Origin of the sequence: Paraburkholderia sp. J41 (assembly GCF_905220235.1) — a bacterium.
In the GTDB taxonomy this organism is placed as follows: domain Bacteria; phylum Pseudomonadota; class Gammaproteobacteria; order Burkholderiales; family Burkholderiaceae; genus Paraburkholderia.
In genome coordinates this window covers 41663-57042 of record NZ_CAJMZE010000028.1, presented here as the reverse complement: position 1 = coordinate 57042, position 15380 = coordinate 41663, and the positions used below count along the sequence as shown (strand labels likewise).

Genomic DNA, 15380 nt, shown 5'->3' with positions numbered 1-15380 from the left:
GTGTTGTCCGAAACCCTTGACCGCCAACGCCTGTACACCGCGAAAGATTTCGCGGCACTGCGAGCCTTCGTCCAGCGCCTGCCGCCGGCGGTCATCGCGCGAACCTATTTCAACGAGGACTACGACCCGCACGCTGCCACACCCGGGGCGACCGAACGCTATCTGCGAGACATGCTGGCCACGCTCGTTGAGCTGGCGATTGATCACGGCTCCCCTGTTCTCGCCGATCACCTGAGAGCCTCCATCCGCCGACACGGGAGCGCGCGCCTCACCGCGGCCTCTCTGAAGATGGTGGAGGACGCAGCACGTCTCGCAGCGGCGCGACCGGCTGCAGAACATGGCATCGGGATGTGGTTCCGACCGTTGGTCACGCGCTATCTCCGCATGCGGGGCGTGTCGACGCTCGAAAACCTGATTGCGTACTGCAACGCACGAGGCGGCAGCTGGTGGCGCTCCGTTCCCCGGATCGGCCCGGGCCGCGCGCGCGCGATCGTGGGATGGCTGCGCCGACACGAGCGAGATATCGGGCTGCACGTTGATGCGGATGTGGACCTTGTCGATCCACTTGTCGCTCCCGACGCCGAGATCGTCGCCGTCGGCGGCACGGCTGGCGTTCTGGCTCCGCTCGAGCGCATGGCGCTACGCGAAGTGCTCGATGGCTCTACCGGCATCAACCGATCCACAGCCTTCCCGTACATTGCCGCCCAAAACGATCTGGCCGCCGTTCGTGCGTGGCTGCATCTCTACCGCGATCGACCGAAAACACTACGCGCCTACACCAAAGAGATTGAGCGATTTGTGCTGTGGGCTGTCACCGTTCGCGGAAAGGCGCTCAGTTCCCTGCTCGTCGATGATTGCGAAGCCTACAAGGATTTTCTGAAGCTGCCCTCCCCGTCATTCATCGGCGCGCGAGCACCGCGCTCGTCGCGCCGGTGGCGACCTTTCGCGAGTGACCAACTAAGTCCCGAGTCCCAGGTATACGCGGTTCGCGTTCTCCGCGCCGCCTTCGCGTGGCTCGTCGACATGCGTTACTTGGCGGGAAATCCTTGGAAAGGTGTCAGGGACCCGGAGACTATCCGGCGCGAGGGAGAGATTCAGATCGAGCGTGCGTTGAACGGCGAGCTGTGGTCCGATGTTCGCGCTCATGTTCGACGCAGGTGTGCCGCAGCGGAGAGCCAGCGCTGGCGTATCGTGCACGCATTGATGTTGCTGATGGGTGACTCTGGCCTGCGGCGTGAAGAAGCGGCGGCCGCACGACGCGAGCGCCTCCAGCCGTACGTGAGCGACAGTAATGTGGAAGTCTGGGCTTTGACGATCGTCGGCAAGCGCAACCGGGAGCGCACCGTTCCCGTCAGTGTCGAGACCGTCGACGCGCTGCGCGCGCACTGGCAGGACAGGGGTGACGACTTTGATGTCCCTGCCGCTGCCGGCCCCCTGCTGTCACCGCTGATTATTCCTCACACCGAGGCAGCGCGCCGCAAGCATGTCAGCGGCGAACGCATGCCCTACGAGAGCAACCATCTCTACCGATTGATCGAGTGGCTGCGCGCACGCCTACTTGCTGAACTCCAGAATCTTTCGCCCGCAACGCACGCTCAGCTTGAGCAAACGACGCCGCACGCCTTTCGCCACACCTTTGGCACGTTGGCGGCCGCTAACGACGTGCCACTCGACGTCGTTCAGCGCGTCCTCGGGCACCGGTCGATTCAGACGACATCCATCTATCTACAGGCGGAAAAGCGGCGCATGATGACCGAAGTCGGCGCTATGTTTGGACGCCGCCTCGAGTCCGAAAACCAGCGGCCTGCCAACGGTGTCTCTGAGCCTATCGACGTAGCGTCGGACATCTAGCGGTCTCCTCACGGGCTCCAACTTACCCGGCGAGCCGCTTCTGCGCCAGCAGCAACCAATAACGGGTCACGGCGATGTAACGTCTCACCGCGAGCGCCCTTCCCTCGGTGCATGCTTATAGCGAAAGATCTCCAATGTCGAGCCGGTCGCGTCGCAGTTCGTCGAACAAAATCTGCCGAATGGACAGGTCCCCCCAAGAGGGCCGCAATACGGAAATTATGTATTGGTCTGCGCGAGGCGATCGCTTGGGCCCAACATCAAGGTCGAGTGGTCGACTTTCAACAGATCAACGAGGCGTCGACGCACTCTCACGCCACTCGTGCGCGAAGGGGCTAACGGAAGCGGTGGACTCTGGCCTCGATATTCGCGACTCTCACGGATATGGGACACATGGAGCTACTACCTTCAATCGGTATGTAGACGGTAAAACCGATAAAACGAGCGCTGCCCACTGTCCGAACCCGCCGCGCACGATGATGGCGTCCCTTCCGAGGGCAGATCCCTCAGTTTCTACGTGAAGCCTCGCTCAGCCGATCTCGGCACCTGCCAGTTTCTACGTAGAAACTGGCGCGCGCGACAATCAATTGCATATCTCGACTGGCCCGAACGGATAATTGCATTTCCCTTCATGGTCGTGTCTGCTAACCGATCAGGGCGAAACGCGACATCGCGTTTCAAGGGCACTCCGAATAAAGTACTCGAAACTCATGTTGGGCAGATTTCACGCGAGGAATGGTCCACTGAAAGCGGCTCTCGACCCATAGTTTCTACGTAGAAACTATGGGCGTAGCGAGAACCGGGCCGATAGGGTCACGCGCCGACCGTCATAGTCCATCCCAGTTTCTACGTAGAAACTACGGCTAGTAGTTTCCACGCGAAAAAAGCTACAACAGACTCGAAGTCAAGCTCCGAGCAATTCGCCAAAGACATCGGACCGTGATTTCACCCGGTACAAAGCAAGATCACTCACATTATTTCGTTGATGACTATCGCTATCTAGGCGAATTTTTCTTGAGAAATTTAGATTATGAAACTATCATCATTCACACTCTACGCGCGTGCAGTTTCTACGTAGAAACTGCACCATCACGAGCAGCACGGAAACGATCGGAGTACAAATGCCCGCGAAAATTATTACGGTCTTCAATCAAAAGGGTGGGTCCGGAAAGACGACCACCTCGTGCAACCTAGCCGGTGTCTTGGGGTCACGCGGATTCAAAACTCTGCTCGTGGATCTGGATGAACAGGGCACGGCCACCTTATCCGTAGGTGCCGCAGCTGACGATCGACCGTTTCCGGCAGCTCTGTCAAATCTTTCTCGCTCTCCACGCCCAGATCGCGAAATCGCAAAATTCGTCGATGACTACGATTTCATCGTCATCGACTGTCCGCCTGCCATCAGGTCGAGCGCGCCCTCCGTCGCACTGCTAATCTCCGATCTCGGTTTGATTCCCGTAGGTGCGTCTGGCGGAAATCTGTGGGCCGTCCAAGAGGCCAAGAGGCTAGGCCTCACTGCACAAGTGACAAATGGAGATCTAAAGCTGCGTTCCCTCGCTAATATGGATCAAAAAGTCTCCATTGTTCAGCAAATTTTTAAAGCGGCTGAACAGGATGAGGAAATCCCAATGCTCAAGACCCGGTTGGGCTTCCGCACCGCTTACAAGGAAGCTGAAGTATCAGGAACTACGGTCTTGCAAATCCGCGGCGCAAAGGCAGCACAAAAGGAAATTAATGCTTTCGTGGACGAAGTGCTTGCCGTAATCGGAGAGTGACAATGGCGAAGAAAGATTTTTCCGCAGCGTTGAACGCGGGCGTGAAGCGCGACCAAGAGTTGCGAGATAAATCCGTCGTGGGGCGTTTCGACCGTGTAGAGGCTGCGCTCGACGGCCGCGAAACGCTCCTTGATGCGGCAGCTCCGGTGCAAACGCTTAAAACGGACTCGACCAGTTTCTACATAGAAACTCTCGAAAAAGAGGGGAAGGTCAGAACTGCGTACGTCTCGTGGCCAATCGATAAGATTGATGACAATCCTCTGAATAGCCGAACTATTTATCAGGAAGAAAAAACCGCTGCCCGCGCAGCATCAATGGCCAAAGACGGGCAGCTCGTGCCCGCGTTAGCGGCACGTCACCCGAGCATCCCTGAGCGGGTGATTCTGATTGATGGCCATTATCGAAAGCAAGGTGCATTGCGAAATCGCTGGACCGAGCTAGAGTTGAAAGTGTTGGAAGGCCTTGAACCCATCGACTTTTATCGGTTGGCACGTGCGGCAAACAACGAGCGTGAACAAGAAACTGTCCTCGATGTCGCGCTGGGATACAAAAAATTGCTCGACGAAGGATATGCGAACTCAAATGACGAGCTCGCGGCCTTGGTGGGAGAAGGAAAAACGAAGGTCAGTAAAACCTTGGCCGTCTTGGACTTGCCACCAGTCTTGCATGAATTCATTTCCATTTACCCGGAGCAATTTGGCATCAATATTTCGTACGAGCTGGCCTTGTATTACAAAGCCACAGATGAAGCTCGGACGAAGGAGTTCGCGCAGCGCATTGTGGAGGAGGGACTGTCTTTCCTTAAGGTAAAGGCAGCTCGAGAGGGGCTAGCTCAGCAACGTGCACCACGGAAGACCTTCTCTCGTCAGTACAAGGTGTCGAATTCCGCAGGCGCTTCGATCGGGACGATTAAGGAATGGGGCAGCGGCAACATCCAAGTAAGTCTTGCGCTCGACAACCCGGAGCGTGCCGAGGCTTACATCGAGGCCCTCCGTCGGCTGCTGGAAGCCGATGGGCACAAAGCGAAGTAAACGCAGTGCAGCGTAATGGGCGCTGCACATACGCAACCTCAGCGGTCACCTTGCGCCGACTGCCGCATCTTTCAGAAGGAAGTTCAACAAATCGCGATCAGTCGGCTTGCCCCACACCTGTTCGGCCAGCCAATTGAAGAACGACGATTCAGCCGTCTTCTTAATCTTCTTTCCTGCCAAGATTTTCAGCTGGGTCGCTGCCTGATCGTTGTACTTGCTCACGTACTCATTCTGCTCTTCTACATTAAGCTCGTTGAAATAGCTCTGTGCTTCGGTCGCACGGTAAGCTTGATATTTTGCGAGTAGTTGGTCCTCTGCGCGGCCTTGCCTGGCCTCCATCGCGATAACCCCGCTCGTGGCATGCGTGCGCTGCTCCTCGCTCTGCCAGCCGGCCTGAAGGGCTTTGCGGAAGTACGCACCTACATTCTCGATGGGTTGAGCGTTTTTCTTGATGACCCGTTGATCAGTGTATTTGATCGCTTTTTGAACAGCGGTCGCTCCATGCTCAGCCAACAGCTTCCGCGCCTCGGTCAGTGGAATGTCGAATCGCGTCATCGCGGTCAGGAGCTCAAGGTCATCTTCCTGGACCGTATCCGCCTTTCTCTTTTCCCTGATGATGAACTGAATATCCGCGACCGTCCGCCCGACCTTGAATTCAACGAGCTCAACCTCGTGGTCCGCGATGCGATTAATCTCCTCGATTGCGGGAAGAAGGACACGACTCTTGAAGGTCTTGTATTGAGCGTAAGAGCCGCGCTTCCACTCCATGCCCAAAAGCAGATCTCGCAGTGTATCAACACTAAGTCTCGGAGTGCGTCCGACTCCTTCGTAACGGACAACGTTTTCCCACAAGGTCAAAGAGTGTCCCCGCTTGAATTCGCGAGCGATCCGCATGTCGATGCTCGCGTAAATTCTCGGATTCATCAAAATCTCGCGGATATTCTCGGAAAACTGATATCGCAGCGTTGACCCGGCCAGCTTTGCTCCAGCAACCAACCCGCTAGCATTCCACACCGGCGTGCCCGAAAGATGATCCCAGTTCACAACAAGCCCTATCAACGAATTGATCGTTGATTTGACGTAATCCCGGTTCTTTGTGTTTAGCCCAACATCCGAGATGAGCTCAGTGACAGCGTACTCGAACCATACGCGTTCACCTTCCTTGTTTTGCTCAATCGCATTTTTGATGAGAGCGTTGAACATTTTCGCTTGCTGAAGCGATATCGGACCTGCCTGCGGTGCGATGTGCACGGCAGGAACCGCTTTACGGAACGGCTCGGGCAGATCGGGAATTTGAAACAAGGCGATCTGCGTGGGTTCGAGCTTGGATTCGTTCTTTTTGGACACTATGCGTCAAAGAGATGGATCAGTTAAAGGTAACAATACACTGTACGATGTTCACCTTCAAGAGCTTCATCAGCAAGACGGCACAACAGCCTTGGCTAGAACCATAGACGTTGACCAATCGGCAAAACAGGCAGATCTCTAAAATAAGTGCATTTAAATCATATACTTACAAGTTTGTGACCGCTCACTTCCGGGTCATCTTTACCCCATACATGTTCACCTTTCCGCAGAAAGCTGCTCAAAAAGATGAGCTTTTGCCCCCTTGACAGAACCATAGACGTTCACCTAACGCCGCGAAGCTGCGTGTTTACCGGAAAAGGCCGCGCTGCGAACCATAGGGGTTCACCTAAAGACGCAAGCTGTGCTCCGAACATCCAGCATTAGGCAGATTTACTGAACCATACGCGTTCACCTTTTGAGTTCAATAAAAACAAAAAACCTTAAAAATCAGTGATATACGACGTTATGCTGCACGATTTCTCAGAACGCACGCAGGAGCAAGGTCGAACCAGCGGCATACACGTAAGACCGAAACGACGGTCTCTAAGCACTGCGGAATTGGCCGAAAACCATGTGCGTTCACCTTTTGCCCATGTGCATTCACCTGTCGAACCATCCGTGTGCCCCTTCCGTACCATGTGCATTCACCTTCCGACCCATGGACATGCCCCTCGAGAACCATAGGGTTGAACCATATCGGGCTGAAACCCCTACGGGATAAGGCTTTGCGGTGTGTAAACTATTAAAGGATGTAAACGTGTTAACTGAAACACGTAAACGTCGCTGGTGCTCTTCAACATTGTCAAACGAGCTGAACCATACGCGTTCATCTCATACGCGCCCGCGGGTTCAAATCTCAGACATCCCGTTACGGTCGAACTCATCGAATCGACCCACGATCGGCCCACTTTCGTCTAGCGACTTGATGCCTTCGTTGACCTGAACCATAGACGTTCTCCTGTCGGGCATCGGCTGAAAGCAGGGACCATAGACGTTGACCTATTTAGCAATCGCCTCAAAAACGTCAAACCGTTGGTGTTGGAATGGGATCGGCCACAAGAGAGCGGCCAGCGACGTGGCGATTGACGTCGTGCAGCTCGTTCTTGTCCATCGCACAACCCAAGCCACGTCGATCTTCCTGCGGGCGGAAGGGCAACGGATGATGAATGAGATCCGCTCGATGTTTGCTCGCAATTACCCGGCTACAACTAAAGATGACGAGCCGGCGCTCGATCGCTTCCAATGACCGAACACACCGAACACTGAAAGCCAGATCTCCGATCCCGATCCACTCGTGAGAATTTACGCGTCGCCCACTCAACTTAGGCTTTCGCTGAAGGTAAAACTCCGGGATTTGACCGGACTGACTGCAAATTTATATCAATCTCCGGGCTAAACCCGGACTTTCGGATGGTCCGGTAAAGTCGCATCCACTTCTTTCGCTAAATCTCCGGAAGTCGCCAGCGATGACTCGACGGCCTCACTCTCGAGGTCCGCTTCGAACCACAGCAGCATGCGCGACAGAAACTCCTCGAGCTGGCCGAGATGCGGAAGAAATCGTTCCAACTCAGCAATTTCAACCTGGAAAGTTTTCCGATCTCTCGAGAGACGAATCTTGACGTTCGATATCTTCCGTTTCGGTCTGCGATTTGTGATGACCAGGTCGAGGATATCGCTCACCGACGTGCATCCTAATGAAGCAGCTTGTCGAGCACGGCGCGAGATCTCTTGCTCGCCGTGCTGACCTAAGGCGTCAAGCAAAAGGTCACCTACCCGAAACGTAATAGGTTCGGGGCCGCCCAGCGCGTCTACGACCGCACTGGGAATACGAGTCAATGAGATCGTCCGCGAGACGAGCGAATTTGAGACTTCAAAAAAATCCGACATGCTGCTTTGCGTCGGCCAAAACCGTCTCGCGAGCATCGCTCGATAGAAGCAGCCTATTTCGAAATGAGAGGCGCCTCGGTTTCGCAAGTCCGCGTGTACGCTTTTAGCCGTTACCCGGTTCGGCACCCGTTTTGAGTCGAAGATGAAGGTCATTTTACGTTTTCGTCGAAGAAACGCTGCCTGAGAATACCGCGCTGGCATCGCAGTCAAGCGGCGGCGGATGCTCCAGCGCACTACGCGCACGCGCAACTGCGTGTCGCGCCCTACCTTCCTGGGCCAGGCATTCAAGCTGATCGAGGAAGCCGAAAAGACCCGGCGGCGCATCAGCGGCCAAGAACAGCCGTGTGCGCTTCTCGTGGCTCTGCGTGGGATAGGTGACGAGCCAGAGCGCCGGGCTGGCATTGAGGTTGACGTGTGCGCCCTCCAGGCGTCCCCGCAGTCGTACGATGGACGCGTATTCGCAGCTGCAGTCGAGCTGGGGGCTTCGCCGAAGGCGAGTGGCACGCAGGAAGGCCTTTCTGCGCGGCGCTACCGCCTGCTCCTCATGCCGGCGTCTCACGAACGCGCTGACGCGGCCGGTGGATCAGTTCTTCGTGAACATCAGCATTCTTGGCACATTGATGCCGACTCGCGGCTTCCGCCTCGGCCTCGGGACGGGAAATCCCTTTCATTCTTTGGGCGGACATTTAACTTTATGGTTCCAGCAGGCGCAGGCCGATTTTGCAGCTGCGCAGAATCTTGTTGTCGCTGGTGGCTTTAAGTATCTGTCACCCGCATGTGGGTAAGCAGCGCGTCGGCACAGTTTTGCAAATCGCTTGACGCGCTGCATCCGGGCTTCGAGAGTACGAGAGGAACGTCCGCTTCGTTGTCGATGGCCTTCGGAAATTCTTCGCTATACCGAATCCAGTAATCCAATAGCGATTGCTTGTACGTTTGCATAATCATGCTGAGTTGCGTCATGACCCGTACTCGAGCGGAATCGAAAAAATTTCCGACGATGATCAACTCGGGGCTGCGCCCGAACTGATCGTGCATTTCGCTCAGGACGCTAGATAGATAGGAGAGTGCCTTCGTCGAATACTTCTCCATCGACACAGGGCAGATAACGTAATCTGACGCGAGCAACGCACCGCAGGTGATTCGGTTTTTTGACGGTGGCGCGTCGAAGAGCACAATGTCGTAATTCGAAATATCGAAATGCGAATCCTTCTTCGCGCGGCCGTCGCGGAGAAGTTTGGCGATCGCCATGTCGGCCATTCTCCCTTCCAACGCTTCATAACTCAGCATCGTGTTGAGACGATCTAGCGTAAGGTCCGACGGAATCAGGTGAGGGCCATTTTCGCCATACGGCATTTTGACAACTTCATCGAGTGTTCGTCTCCCTGAAGGCCAATTCGGCATGAGGTTCCCGAAATGGTAATCGACCAGCTGCGACGGCGGCTTTCCGATCTCGGCCGCTTCTTCGAGAGTTAACTCAGAATCGTAGCCCAGGCTCGACGTGAGGTCCGCCTGGAAATCCAGGTCAATAGTCAACGTTTTCAGCCCGCGAAGACTGAAACAGGACGAGAAGTTGCCGGCCAGTGTAGTCTTTCCAACGCCGCCATTCGGTGCGTAAACGGTGGCAACGACCTGCTTACGCTGGCCTCGCTTTTCTTTTGTCTTTTTCGTGGCCCTGAAGCGTGCGAGATCAAAAATGTTCTCGACTGAGAACATCCGCGTTTTCGGCCCCGAGTCCTGGCGCGCGACCTCAATGCCCGACTCGTCGACCATTCGGCGAACACTGTCGGTTGTGGTGCCGAGTAATCGCGCCACTGCCTGGACTTTGTAGGGCTTGAAGTTCAAAACATGCCTCTCGGACAAGGTTAGCGTTCCGAGTATTCTGGGCAAAGATCGCCGCTTCTGCAAGGATTTGGTTTTGTATTGGCAAAAAATCCTAGCAGCATGCCTAGCATCTAGGTTATATGAAGATTGTTAAATTTGACGTCGAAAAGCTAGCGATCGAGAGGGAGCTTAGGTGACGACCAAAATCCTAAATTATTAGGATTGGAAATTGCATTAAATGGATAATTTACGGCCTAAAATGACATCATTGTATCGAAAAAAGAAAAACCCATGACAGGCGCATGTCACCAAAAAGGCCTTTTTTCCACCCGATCAAAAAACCGCGGTCTTGATTTGAAAGACGTTTTTGCACGCGTCGCCCAAAAACGGCGTTGTGCAAAACGTGCAACGTGGTTGCCACGTTTTTTCAGCAGCGTATCTGTCGGCCACGGGGGGAGCGGATGAAAAGATAGCCAAAAACATCACCATTCCGGGAAAACAACAGCAGGCGCCTGTCACCAGCTCTGCAAACGCCTCGCCCGGGCAATGGTATGGAAAATACCGCTGCTTTTGCCCCTAAGCGACCGCACCTCCACTGTTTCAATTGACGCGAACCAACTCGTCTTGCGCGCGCGTCATGCCCCTGTTCCGTCGTTCCCGAAAACAGGTCGCCCTCTCCACAGCCCCGGGCGGCTACTCCGAAGAAGATCCCGAAAAGATCATCTTCGATCGCGGCACGCGCCTGCGCGTCGAGGCGAACCACTGGAAACTCTTCAGCTTCGTGATGGCGGTCGTGGCGGCCGGCGCAGTGTGGACTCGTCAACCGCCTCCCTCCGTTGTGAAGTCCTACGGCATTTCTGCCGATGCGGGTGGGCGACCGCTTATCCGGCAACTCGCGGCGTACAAGCCTGACGACCAGGCGCTGCGTTCGTCCATTGCGGACTCAGTGCAGCGCTGGTTCACGATCGAACCGGTTCTTACGCCGACGATCGAAACGTCGCGCCTCGCGCGCAACATCAACGCCGTCAAGGCGCAGATGCTCGACAACGCGAAGAACCAGTTCGCCTCGTGGCTCAAGCTCGATGCTCCGTTCCAGACCATCACCGCTAACCCGAAGCTGGTTCGCGAGGTGAGGGTAGGCAGCGTGTCGGTGCTCGACGATTCGACCGTCATCGTGGAGTTCTCCACGACCACCACCCAGTTCCCCGCCGACAAGCCCGTTGAGGTGCGGTACGCGCTCACGCTGCGCTACCAGATCGTGCCGGCGAGTTCCGACGATGCGGTTGGGACCAACCCCTTCGGGATCTTTTTCCCGTTCTTCACGCTCCAGAAAACCGCATGACGATCCCGGCAAACCGCTATCTGCTGCCCGCCGCGCTCGCGTGCGCGCTGTTTCTCTCGACCGCGCACGCCGCACAAGTCGCCCACGCCGCGCGCCAAGCGCCGACTGCGACCGGCCCGCTCGATGTCGGCGCGATCATGGGCGATCCGATGAGCCCGGTGAACCCGTACAACAGCGGCTCTGACCCGGTGGCGATGCCCAATGACGCCCGGATCGTGGTCTTCAACTACAGCCGCGACCAGATCTTTCGCATCATGGCGGCGCCTCTCAAGCTCACGACCATCGAGCTCGCGCCCGGCGAGAAGCTCATCGTCGACCCGGCGATGGGCGACTCGGTGCAGTGGATCATCGACACGGACGGCGCGAACCACGTCTTCGTCAAGCCGGTGCGTCCCGGTCTCGTGAACACTTTGCACCTCACCACGAACCTGCGCGAATACGACATGACGCTCGTGTCGTCGCCCGCTGGTGGCCTGTTCTATCAAACGGTGCGCTTTCACTACCCGGAGTCGCTGATGGCGAAGGTTCGTGCGCGCGCCGGTGTTGATGGCTCTGCCGCCGGCGCGGAGGGTGGTGGTACCAGCGGAACGGATTCAGGCCCGCTTGGCGTTTCTCCGGACAAGCTCAACTTCGATTACACCGTGTCCGGCTCCGCGCCGTTCAAGCCCGAGACCGTGTTTGATGACGGCAGGTTCGTCTGGTTGCGACTGCCTGCGGGTGCGCCGTTCGCGGTGCCGATCGTGAACGACCACGGCGACGATGTCGCGCCAAACTTCATTCGTCGTGGACAGTACATCGTGGTGCAACAGCTCGCGGACACGATCGTGCTGCGCGCGGCGAGCGATGAGGTCAAGATCACGCGCGGCCGCCACGGCATTTTCGGGTTCTGAGCATGTCGACCCCGAACCCGCAAACCGCAACCGATCAGGAACGCGTCACGCGCGGCAAGTCGCCGCGCCGCGCGCTGGTTGCCGTCGGCGTGCTGTTCGCGCTGATCATCGGCACGCTCGGTTTCTATTACCAGTCGAAGGAAGCGAGCAAGGCCGACGCTGACGCAAAAGCGGAGAAGGCTGCGAAGACGGCGGCTTCGGTCGACCATGCGCCGAACAGCACCGATATCGACAAGATTATCCGGGACCAGCAGGCCGCCGCGCGTGAGGCAGAGCGCAGGGCGCGCGAGGCGGCCGCCGCCTCGGCGCCCCAGGCTGGCACGAAGCCGGGGCTGTCGCTCGACCAGTTCGCAAAGGAAGCGTCGTCGTCAGGACTTGCGGCAGACGCTAAACACGACGACATCTATGCATCGCCCATCTTCATTCCCGGGCACAAGGTCAAGGAAGGGACTGACTCCGCGGCCGCTACCGGCATCGCAGGACTTCTGACGCCCGGCCAGATGGCACAACAGGGCACCGCAGCCCAGCAGTCGGCCACGGCATCCGCAGAGGCGCAGGCCAGGGCGCTCGCCGCCGCATCCGGTCAGGGCGGCGCGCAACCGGCTTCGTCCGAGCAACGCGATCTCCAGTTCATCAAGGATGCAAAGGCGCAATCCGCGTCGGGCGAGGGGTTTCTCAGTGCGGGCTTCGTCGGACAGACCGGAGCGTGCACGCTGTCGCCTCCGCACCATATCGGCGTGCTGGTGATCGAGGGCGAGAACTCCGACCGGCCCGGCACGGCCGCGCTCATGGTCGAACAGGATGTCTACGACAGCGTTACAGGCACCTGTCTCATGATTCCGAAGGGGACCATGATTACCGCGCCGTATCAGAGCGATATCAAGGTGGGGCAGGAAAGCATTCTCGTGGCTGCCACCGAGATGCGCCTGCCCAACGGCAAGCAGGTGCCGCTCTATGGCGCGCAGGGCGCCGACCAGAACGGCTACGCGGGCTTTTCCGGTGACGTGAACAACCACTTCTGGAAGATCTTCGGCGCCTCGTTTCTCACGGCCATCCTGCTCAACCACTTTGACGGCAGCGATACGAGTTCGACCACGAGCGGGCCGTACGGTGTGACGCAGGTCGGCAATACGGCAGGGCAGGTCGCCGCGCAGACGTCGCAATCGATCCTGAACCGCTACCAGAATATCCCGCCCACGATCACGATCAAGCCGGGTCAGCGCTTCATGATCAAGGTGAACCGCGATATCCACCTGGAGCCATATCGTGGGTAAGCGCGCCCTTGCAAACATCCGCCAAATCGGTCTCATGTTTTGCCTGACCGCTTGCGGCGCGGTGCACGCGGCTTCGATTACGCAGGTCATCAGCCCGGTGTCCTTCGTGCTGGGTTCGGGCAGCGCGCGCGAAGTTGCGCCACTGGACGGCAAGCCCGTGCTGTATTGCGGACTGGGTGCGTTTGACAGATGGGCTGCGCCGCTGCTGGGTCAGCCGGTGCGCAGCTCGCCCGATGCAGGCATGACCGTCTCGGTCGATGCGCGCGACGTGTCGCTCGCTGCGCTGATGGTCCGCAGCGGATGGCTCCTGCCGCCCGATCTCGATGACGATGCGCAGGCCGCAATGACTGAGGGTCGTGGCGGCTGGGCGTGTGCGAATGCGGTTGCGCCGTTCGAACTGCTGCACACGAGCGTCGATCCGAAGGTGCTCGCCGGGATCGCGCTCAACGAGTCCGCATACAGGGGGCGTGCATGGCCGTGGACGCTGAACGTCGCGGGCGAAGGTTTTTTCTTTCGCTCGCGCGAGGACGCCTACGGTGCGATGCGCCGGCTCATTGAAGCAGGTCGTTGCGACTTCGACGTCGGCCTCATGCACGACAACCGTAACCTTCGTATCTGTTACAGCACTTTCCAGTGGAAAACAGTGGCCGACATCTTTGACGGATAACGCTCGGCAGCCTATTTCCGCGACGTATCGCAGCGCTCTCGACCTTCCAGATACTCGGAAACCGCTTCCCTGACGACGGTTTGTATGGTCACCCGTTCGTTGCGTAGGAGGGTTTCCTGCGCAGAATGCTTCAGCAACGCATCGAAGACGGCTCGAGGGAGCCGAAGAAGGATCTGCTGGTTATTGGATTCTTGGGTCACGCTAGGTTCGCCCATGGCGGGGAAAGTAGAAAAATAATATTATAATGGGCCGTAAATGCCGTGGTCGTTTTTGCGGTCGGCCACGACGATACGCTCATGCAGAGGGTATCGTCCAAAACTGACGTCGATGCGGAGCTCGCGATCCTGGGTTCCGCCATCCGCGGCATCCGCAAGGAAAAAAACATCTCCCAAGAAGCATTGGCGGACTGGGCCGGATTGGATCGGAGCCACATGGGGCGCATTGAGCGTGGCGAACGCAATGTGACCGTGCTAAATCTGTTGCGAATCGCAAAGGCATTGGATTGCAAGTTAGCTGAGCTTTTCCAAGCTGCAGGTCTTTAGGCGAGCCCGATACCGCTTTTGGTCGAATATTGGCATGTCAAGAACGGTCACAAGTGGAACTCTGTCGGACTTCCACAGCGGGACCTGTCACACGAAGCTTTGCGGTCCCTTCCGCGGTGTATGAGCACGTGATCTCCAAGACGCCTTTGTCAGCGTCGGATGTCCCGAGAGCGCGTTCCGGCTCGTCACGGTTTTCGGGCACAGAAGCTCGGTATTTCGCCGACCAGCATGTTTGTGTCAGTATCTCCACGCGCCTGAAGCCACGCTAAGTCTTGCTTTGACGCGGGGATGCGTTAAACGAGCGAACCAGGCTTGATGCGAGCCCCTGCGGCGTCAACGGAGTTCGCGCGCGAACCGTATGCGCCGAAGTTAATGGAAAATCAGAGGCTCGGCTCTGTTCTCGGGTCAGCCGCGAGTTCAGCATCTTTGCTCGCGTCTTCCAGCACCTTCCGCCCCATTTCTATACGGTCGAACGGATCAAGTGTCGCGATGCCCGGAAAGACGCGTTTGGCATCCTCGAGCTTTGATTGCGCCGCGGAGTCGTCTTCGGCGACCTTCTCCGGGAAGACGGCAATAAACCACGCTTGGAAGACCTGCACCTCTAAAGGACCGCCCTGCCGAAACCGTATGTAGTCCTCCACCGCCAGAAACAGGATGGCGGCAACGTTGGCTTCGCGTAGTTCGACTGACCTATTTGGATTAGGGTCTTGCTCGGCGTGCTTGAAGAAGTTTCGACACGGCTCGTTAACGTAGTACTTCAACGTGTGTCCGGCTGGCAGGTTTTCGCGAGCCTGCTTGGAGAAGCTCTCGACCCCAGTGCTCGCACAGAGCACGTCGATGATCTCCCATGCGTTCGATGCCAGCGAATACACTGATACAGGATCGCCGCCATCGAAGAAAAGGCGAATGGCCGTGATGAGTTGCCGCCGGGCGGCGTCGACTTTCGTCACGAGCAT

Annotated in this window: 14 protein-coding genes and 1 pseudogene; 11 read left to right on the top strand and 4 right to left on the bottom strand. The window is 57.3% G+C overall.

Annotation, left to right across the window (positions count from 1 at the left end):
• Positions 1 to 3: 3 nt before the first annotated feature.
• From U5805_RS24080 to U5805_RS24070, 3 genes are all read left to right on the top strand, one after another.
• Positions 4 to 1851, top strand: coding sequence for a phage integrase family protein (locus U5805_RS24080; protein ID WP_322106016.1), 1848 nt, complete (start codon positions 4 to 6; stop codon positions 1849 to 1851).
• Positions 1852 to 2969: 1118 nt separating this feature from the next.
• Positions 2970 to 3623: an AAA family ATPase gene (locus U5805_RS24075; protein WP_322106015.1), complete on the top strand. Its 654-nt coding sequence runs from the start codon at positions 2970 to 2972 to the stop codon at positions 3621 to 3623.
• A 2-nt stretch (positions 3624 to 3625) separates the two neighbouring features.
• Positions 3626 to 4654: a ParB/RepB/Spo0J family partition protein gene (locus U5805_RS24070; RefSeq protein WP_322106014.1), complete on the top strand. Its 1029-nt coding sequence runs from the start codon at positions 3626 to 3628 to the stop codon at positions 4652 to 4654.
• A gap of 45 nt (positions 4655 to 4699) precedes the next feature.
• Here U5805_RS24070 and U5805_RS24065 read toward each other — a convergent pair whose 3' ends face one another.
• A complete protein-coding gene (locus U5805_RS24065) occupies positions 4700 to 6001 on the bottom strand; it encodes a replication initiation protein (protein WP_322106013.1) in 1302 nt (433 codons plus the stop codon).
• 994 nt (positions 6002 to 6995) lie between these two features.
• On the opposite strand from U5805_RS24065, the gene U5805_RS24060 reads away from it, so the two are divergent.
• A complete protein-coding gene (locus U5805_RS24060) occupies positions 6996 to 7247 on the top strand; it encodes a hypothetical protein (RefSeq protein ID WP_322106012.1) in 252 nt (83 codons plus the stop codon).
• Between the two features lie 146 nt (positions 7248 to 7393).
• Here U5805_RS24060 and U5805_RS24055 read toward each other — a convergent pair whose 3' ends face one another.
• Positions 7394 to 8041 (bottom strand): hypothetical protein, encoded by a 648-nt coding sequence (locus U5805_RS24055; protein ID WP_322106011.1) that lies wholly within the window; start codon positions 8039 to 8041, stop codon positions 7394 to 7396.
• Positions 8042 to 8117: 76 nt separating this feature from the next.
• Here U5805_RS24055 and U5805_RS31870 point away from each other — a divergent pair.
• Together U5805_RS31870 and U5805_RS24050 are read left to right on the top strand one after the other, a co-directional pair.
• Positions 8118 to 8243, top strand: a pseudogene (locus U5805_RS31870) (IS256 family transposase); the annotation flags it as partial.
• A 238-nt stretch (positions 8244 to 8481) separates the two neighbouring features.
• Positions 8482 to 8673: a hypothetical protein gene (locus U5805_RS24050; protein ID WP_322106048.1), complete on the top strand. Its 192-nt coding sequence runs from the start codon at positions 8482 to 8484 to the stop codon at positions 8671 to 8673.
• Here the strand turns inward: U5805_RS24050 and U5805_RS24045 are convergent.
• Positions 8645 to 9730, bottom strand: coding sequence for a ParA family protein (locus tag U5805_RS24045; protein ID WP_322106010.1), 1086 nt, complete (start codon positions 9728 to 9730; stop codon positions 8645 to 8647). The genes U5805_RS24050 and U5805_RS24045 overlap by 29 nt on opposite strands.
• A gap of 616 nt (positions 9731 to 10346) precedes the next feature.
• On the opposite strand from U5805_RS24045, the gene U5805_RS24040 reads away from it, so the two are divergent.
• The 5 genes from U5805_RS24040 to U5805_RS24020 all read left to right on the top strand — a co-directional run bounded on the left by U5805_RS24040 (position 10347) and on the right by U5805_RS24020 (position 14424).
• A complete protein-coding gene (locus U5805_RS24040) occupies positions 10347 to 11051 on the top strand; it encodes a type IV secretion system protein (RefSeq protein WP_322106009.1) in 705 nt (234 codons plus the stop codon).
• On the top strand, positions 11048 to 11941 hold the full coding sequence (locus U5805_RS24035; protein ID WP_415914655.1) for a TrbG/VirB9 family P-type conjugative transfer protein: 894 nt from the start codon (positions 11048 to 11050) through the stop codon (positions 11939 to 11941). Before U5805_RS24040 ends, U5805_RS24035 begins: the two co-directional genes overlap by 4 nt.
• 2 nt (positions 11942 to 11943) lie before the next feature.
• Positions 11944 to 13215: a TrbI/VirB10 family protein gene (locus tag U5805_RS24030; RefSeq protein ID WP_322106008.1), complete on the top strand. Its 1272-nt coding sequence runs from the start codon at positions 11944 to 11946 to the stop codon at positions 13213 to 13215.
• On the top strand, positions 13208 to 13882 hold the full coding sequence (locus U5805_RS24025) for a lytic transglycosylase (RefSeq protein WP_415914654.1): 675 nt from the start codon (positions 13208 to 13210) through the stop codon (positions 13880 to 13882). Before U5805_RS24030 ends, U5805_RS24025 begins: the two co-directional genes overlap by 8 nt.
• A gap of 296 nt (positions 13883 to 14178) precedes the next feature.
• Positions 14179 to 14424: a helix-turn-helix transcriptional regulator gene (locus U5805_RS24020; RefSeq protein WP_322106007.1), complete on the top strand. Its 246-nt coding sequence runs from the start codon at positions 14179 to 14181 to the stop codon at positions 14422 to 14424.
• Positions 14425 to 14804: 380 nt separating this feature from the next.
• On the opposite strand, the gene U5805_RS24015 is transcribed toward U5805_RS24020, so the two are convergent.
• The gene (locus tag U5805_RS24015; RefSeq protein WP_322106006.1) at positions 14805 to 15380 is read right to left on the bottom strand and encodes a hypothetical protein; all 576 of its coding nucleotides are present in this window, start codon (positions 15378 to 15380) and stop codon (positions 14805 to 14807) included.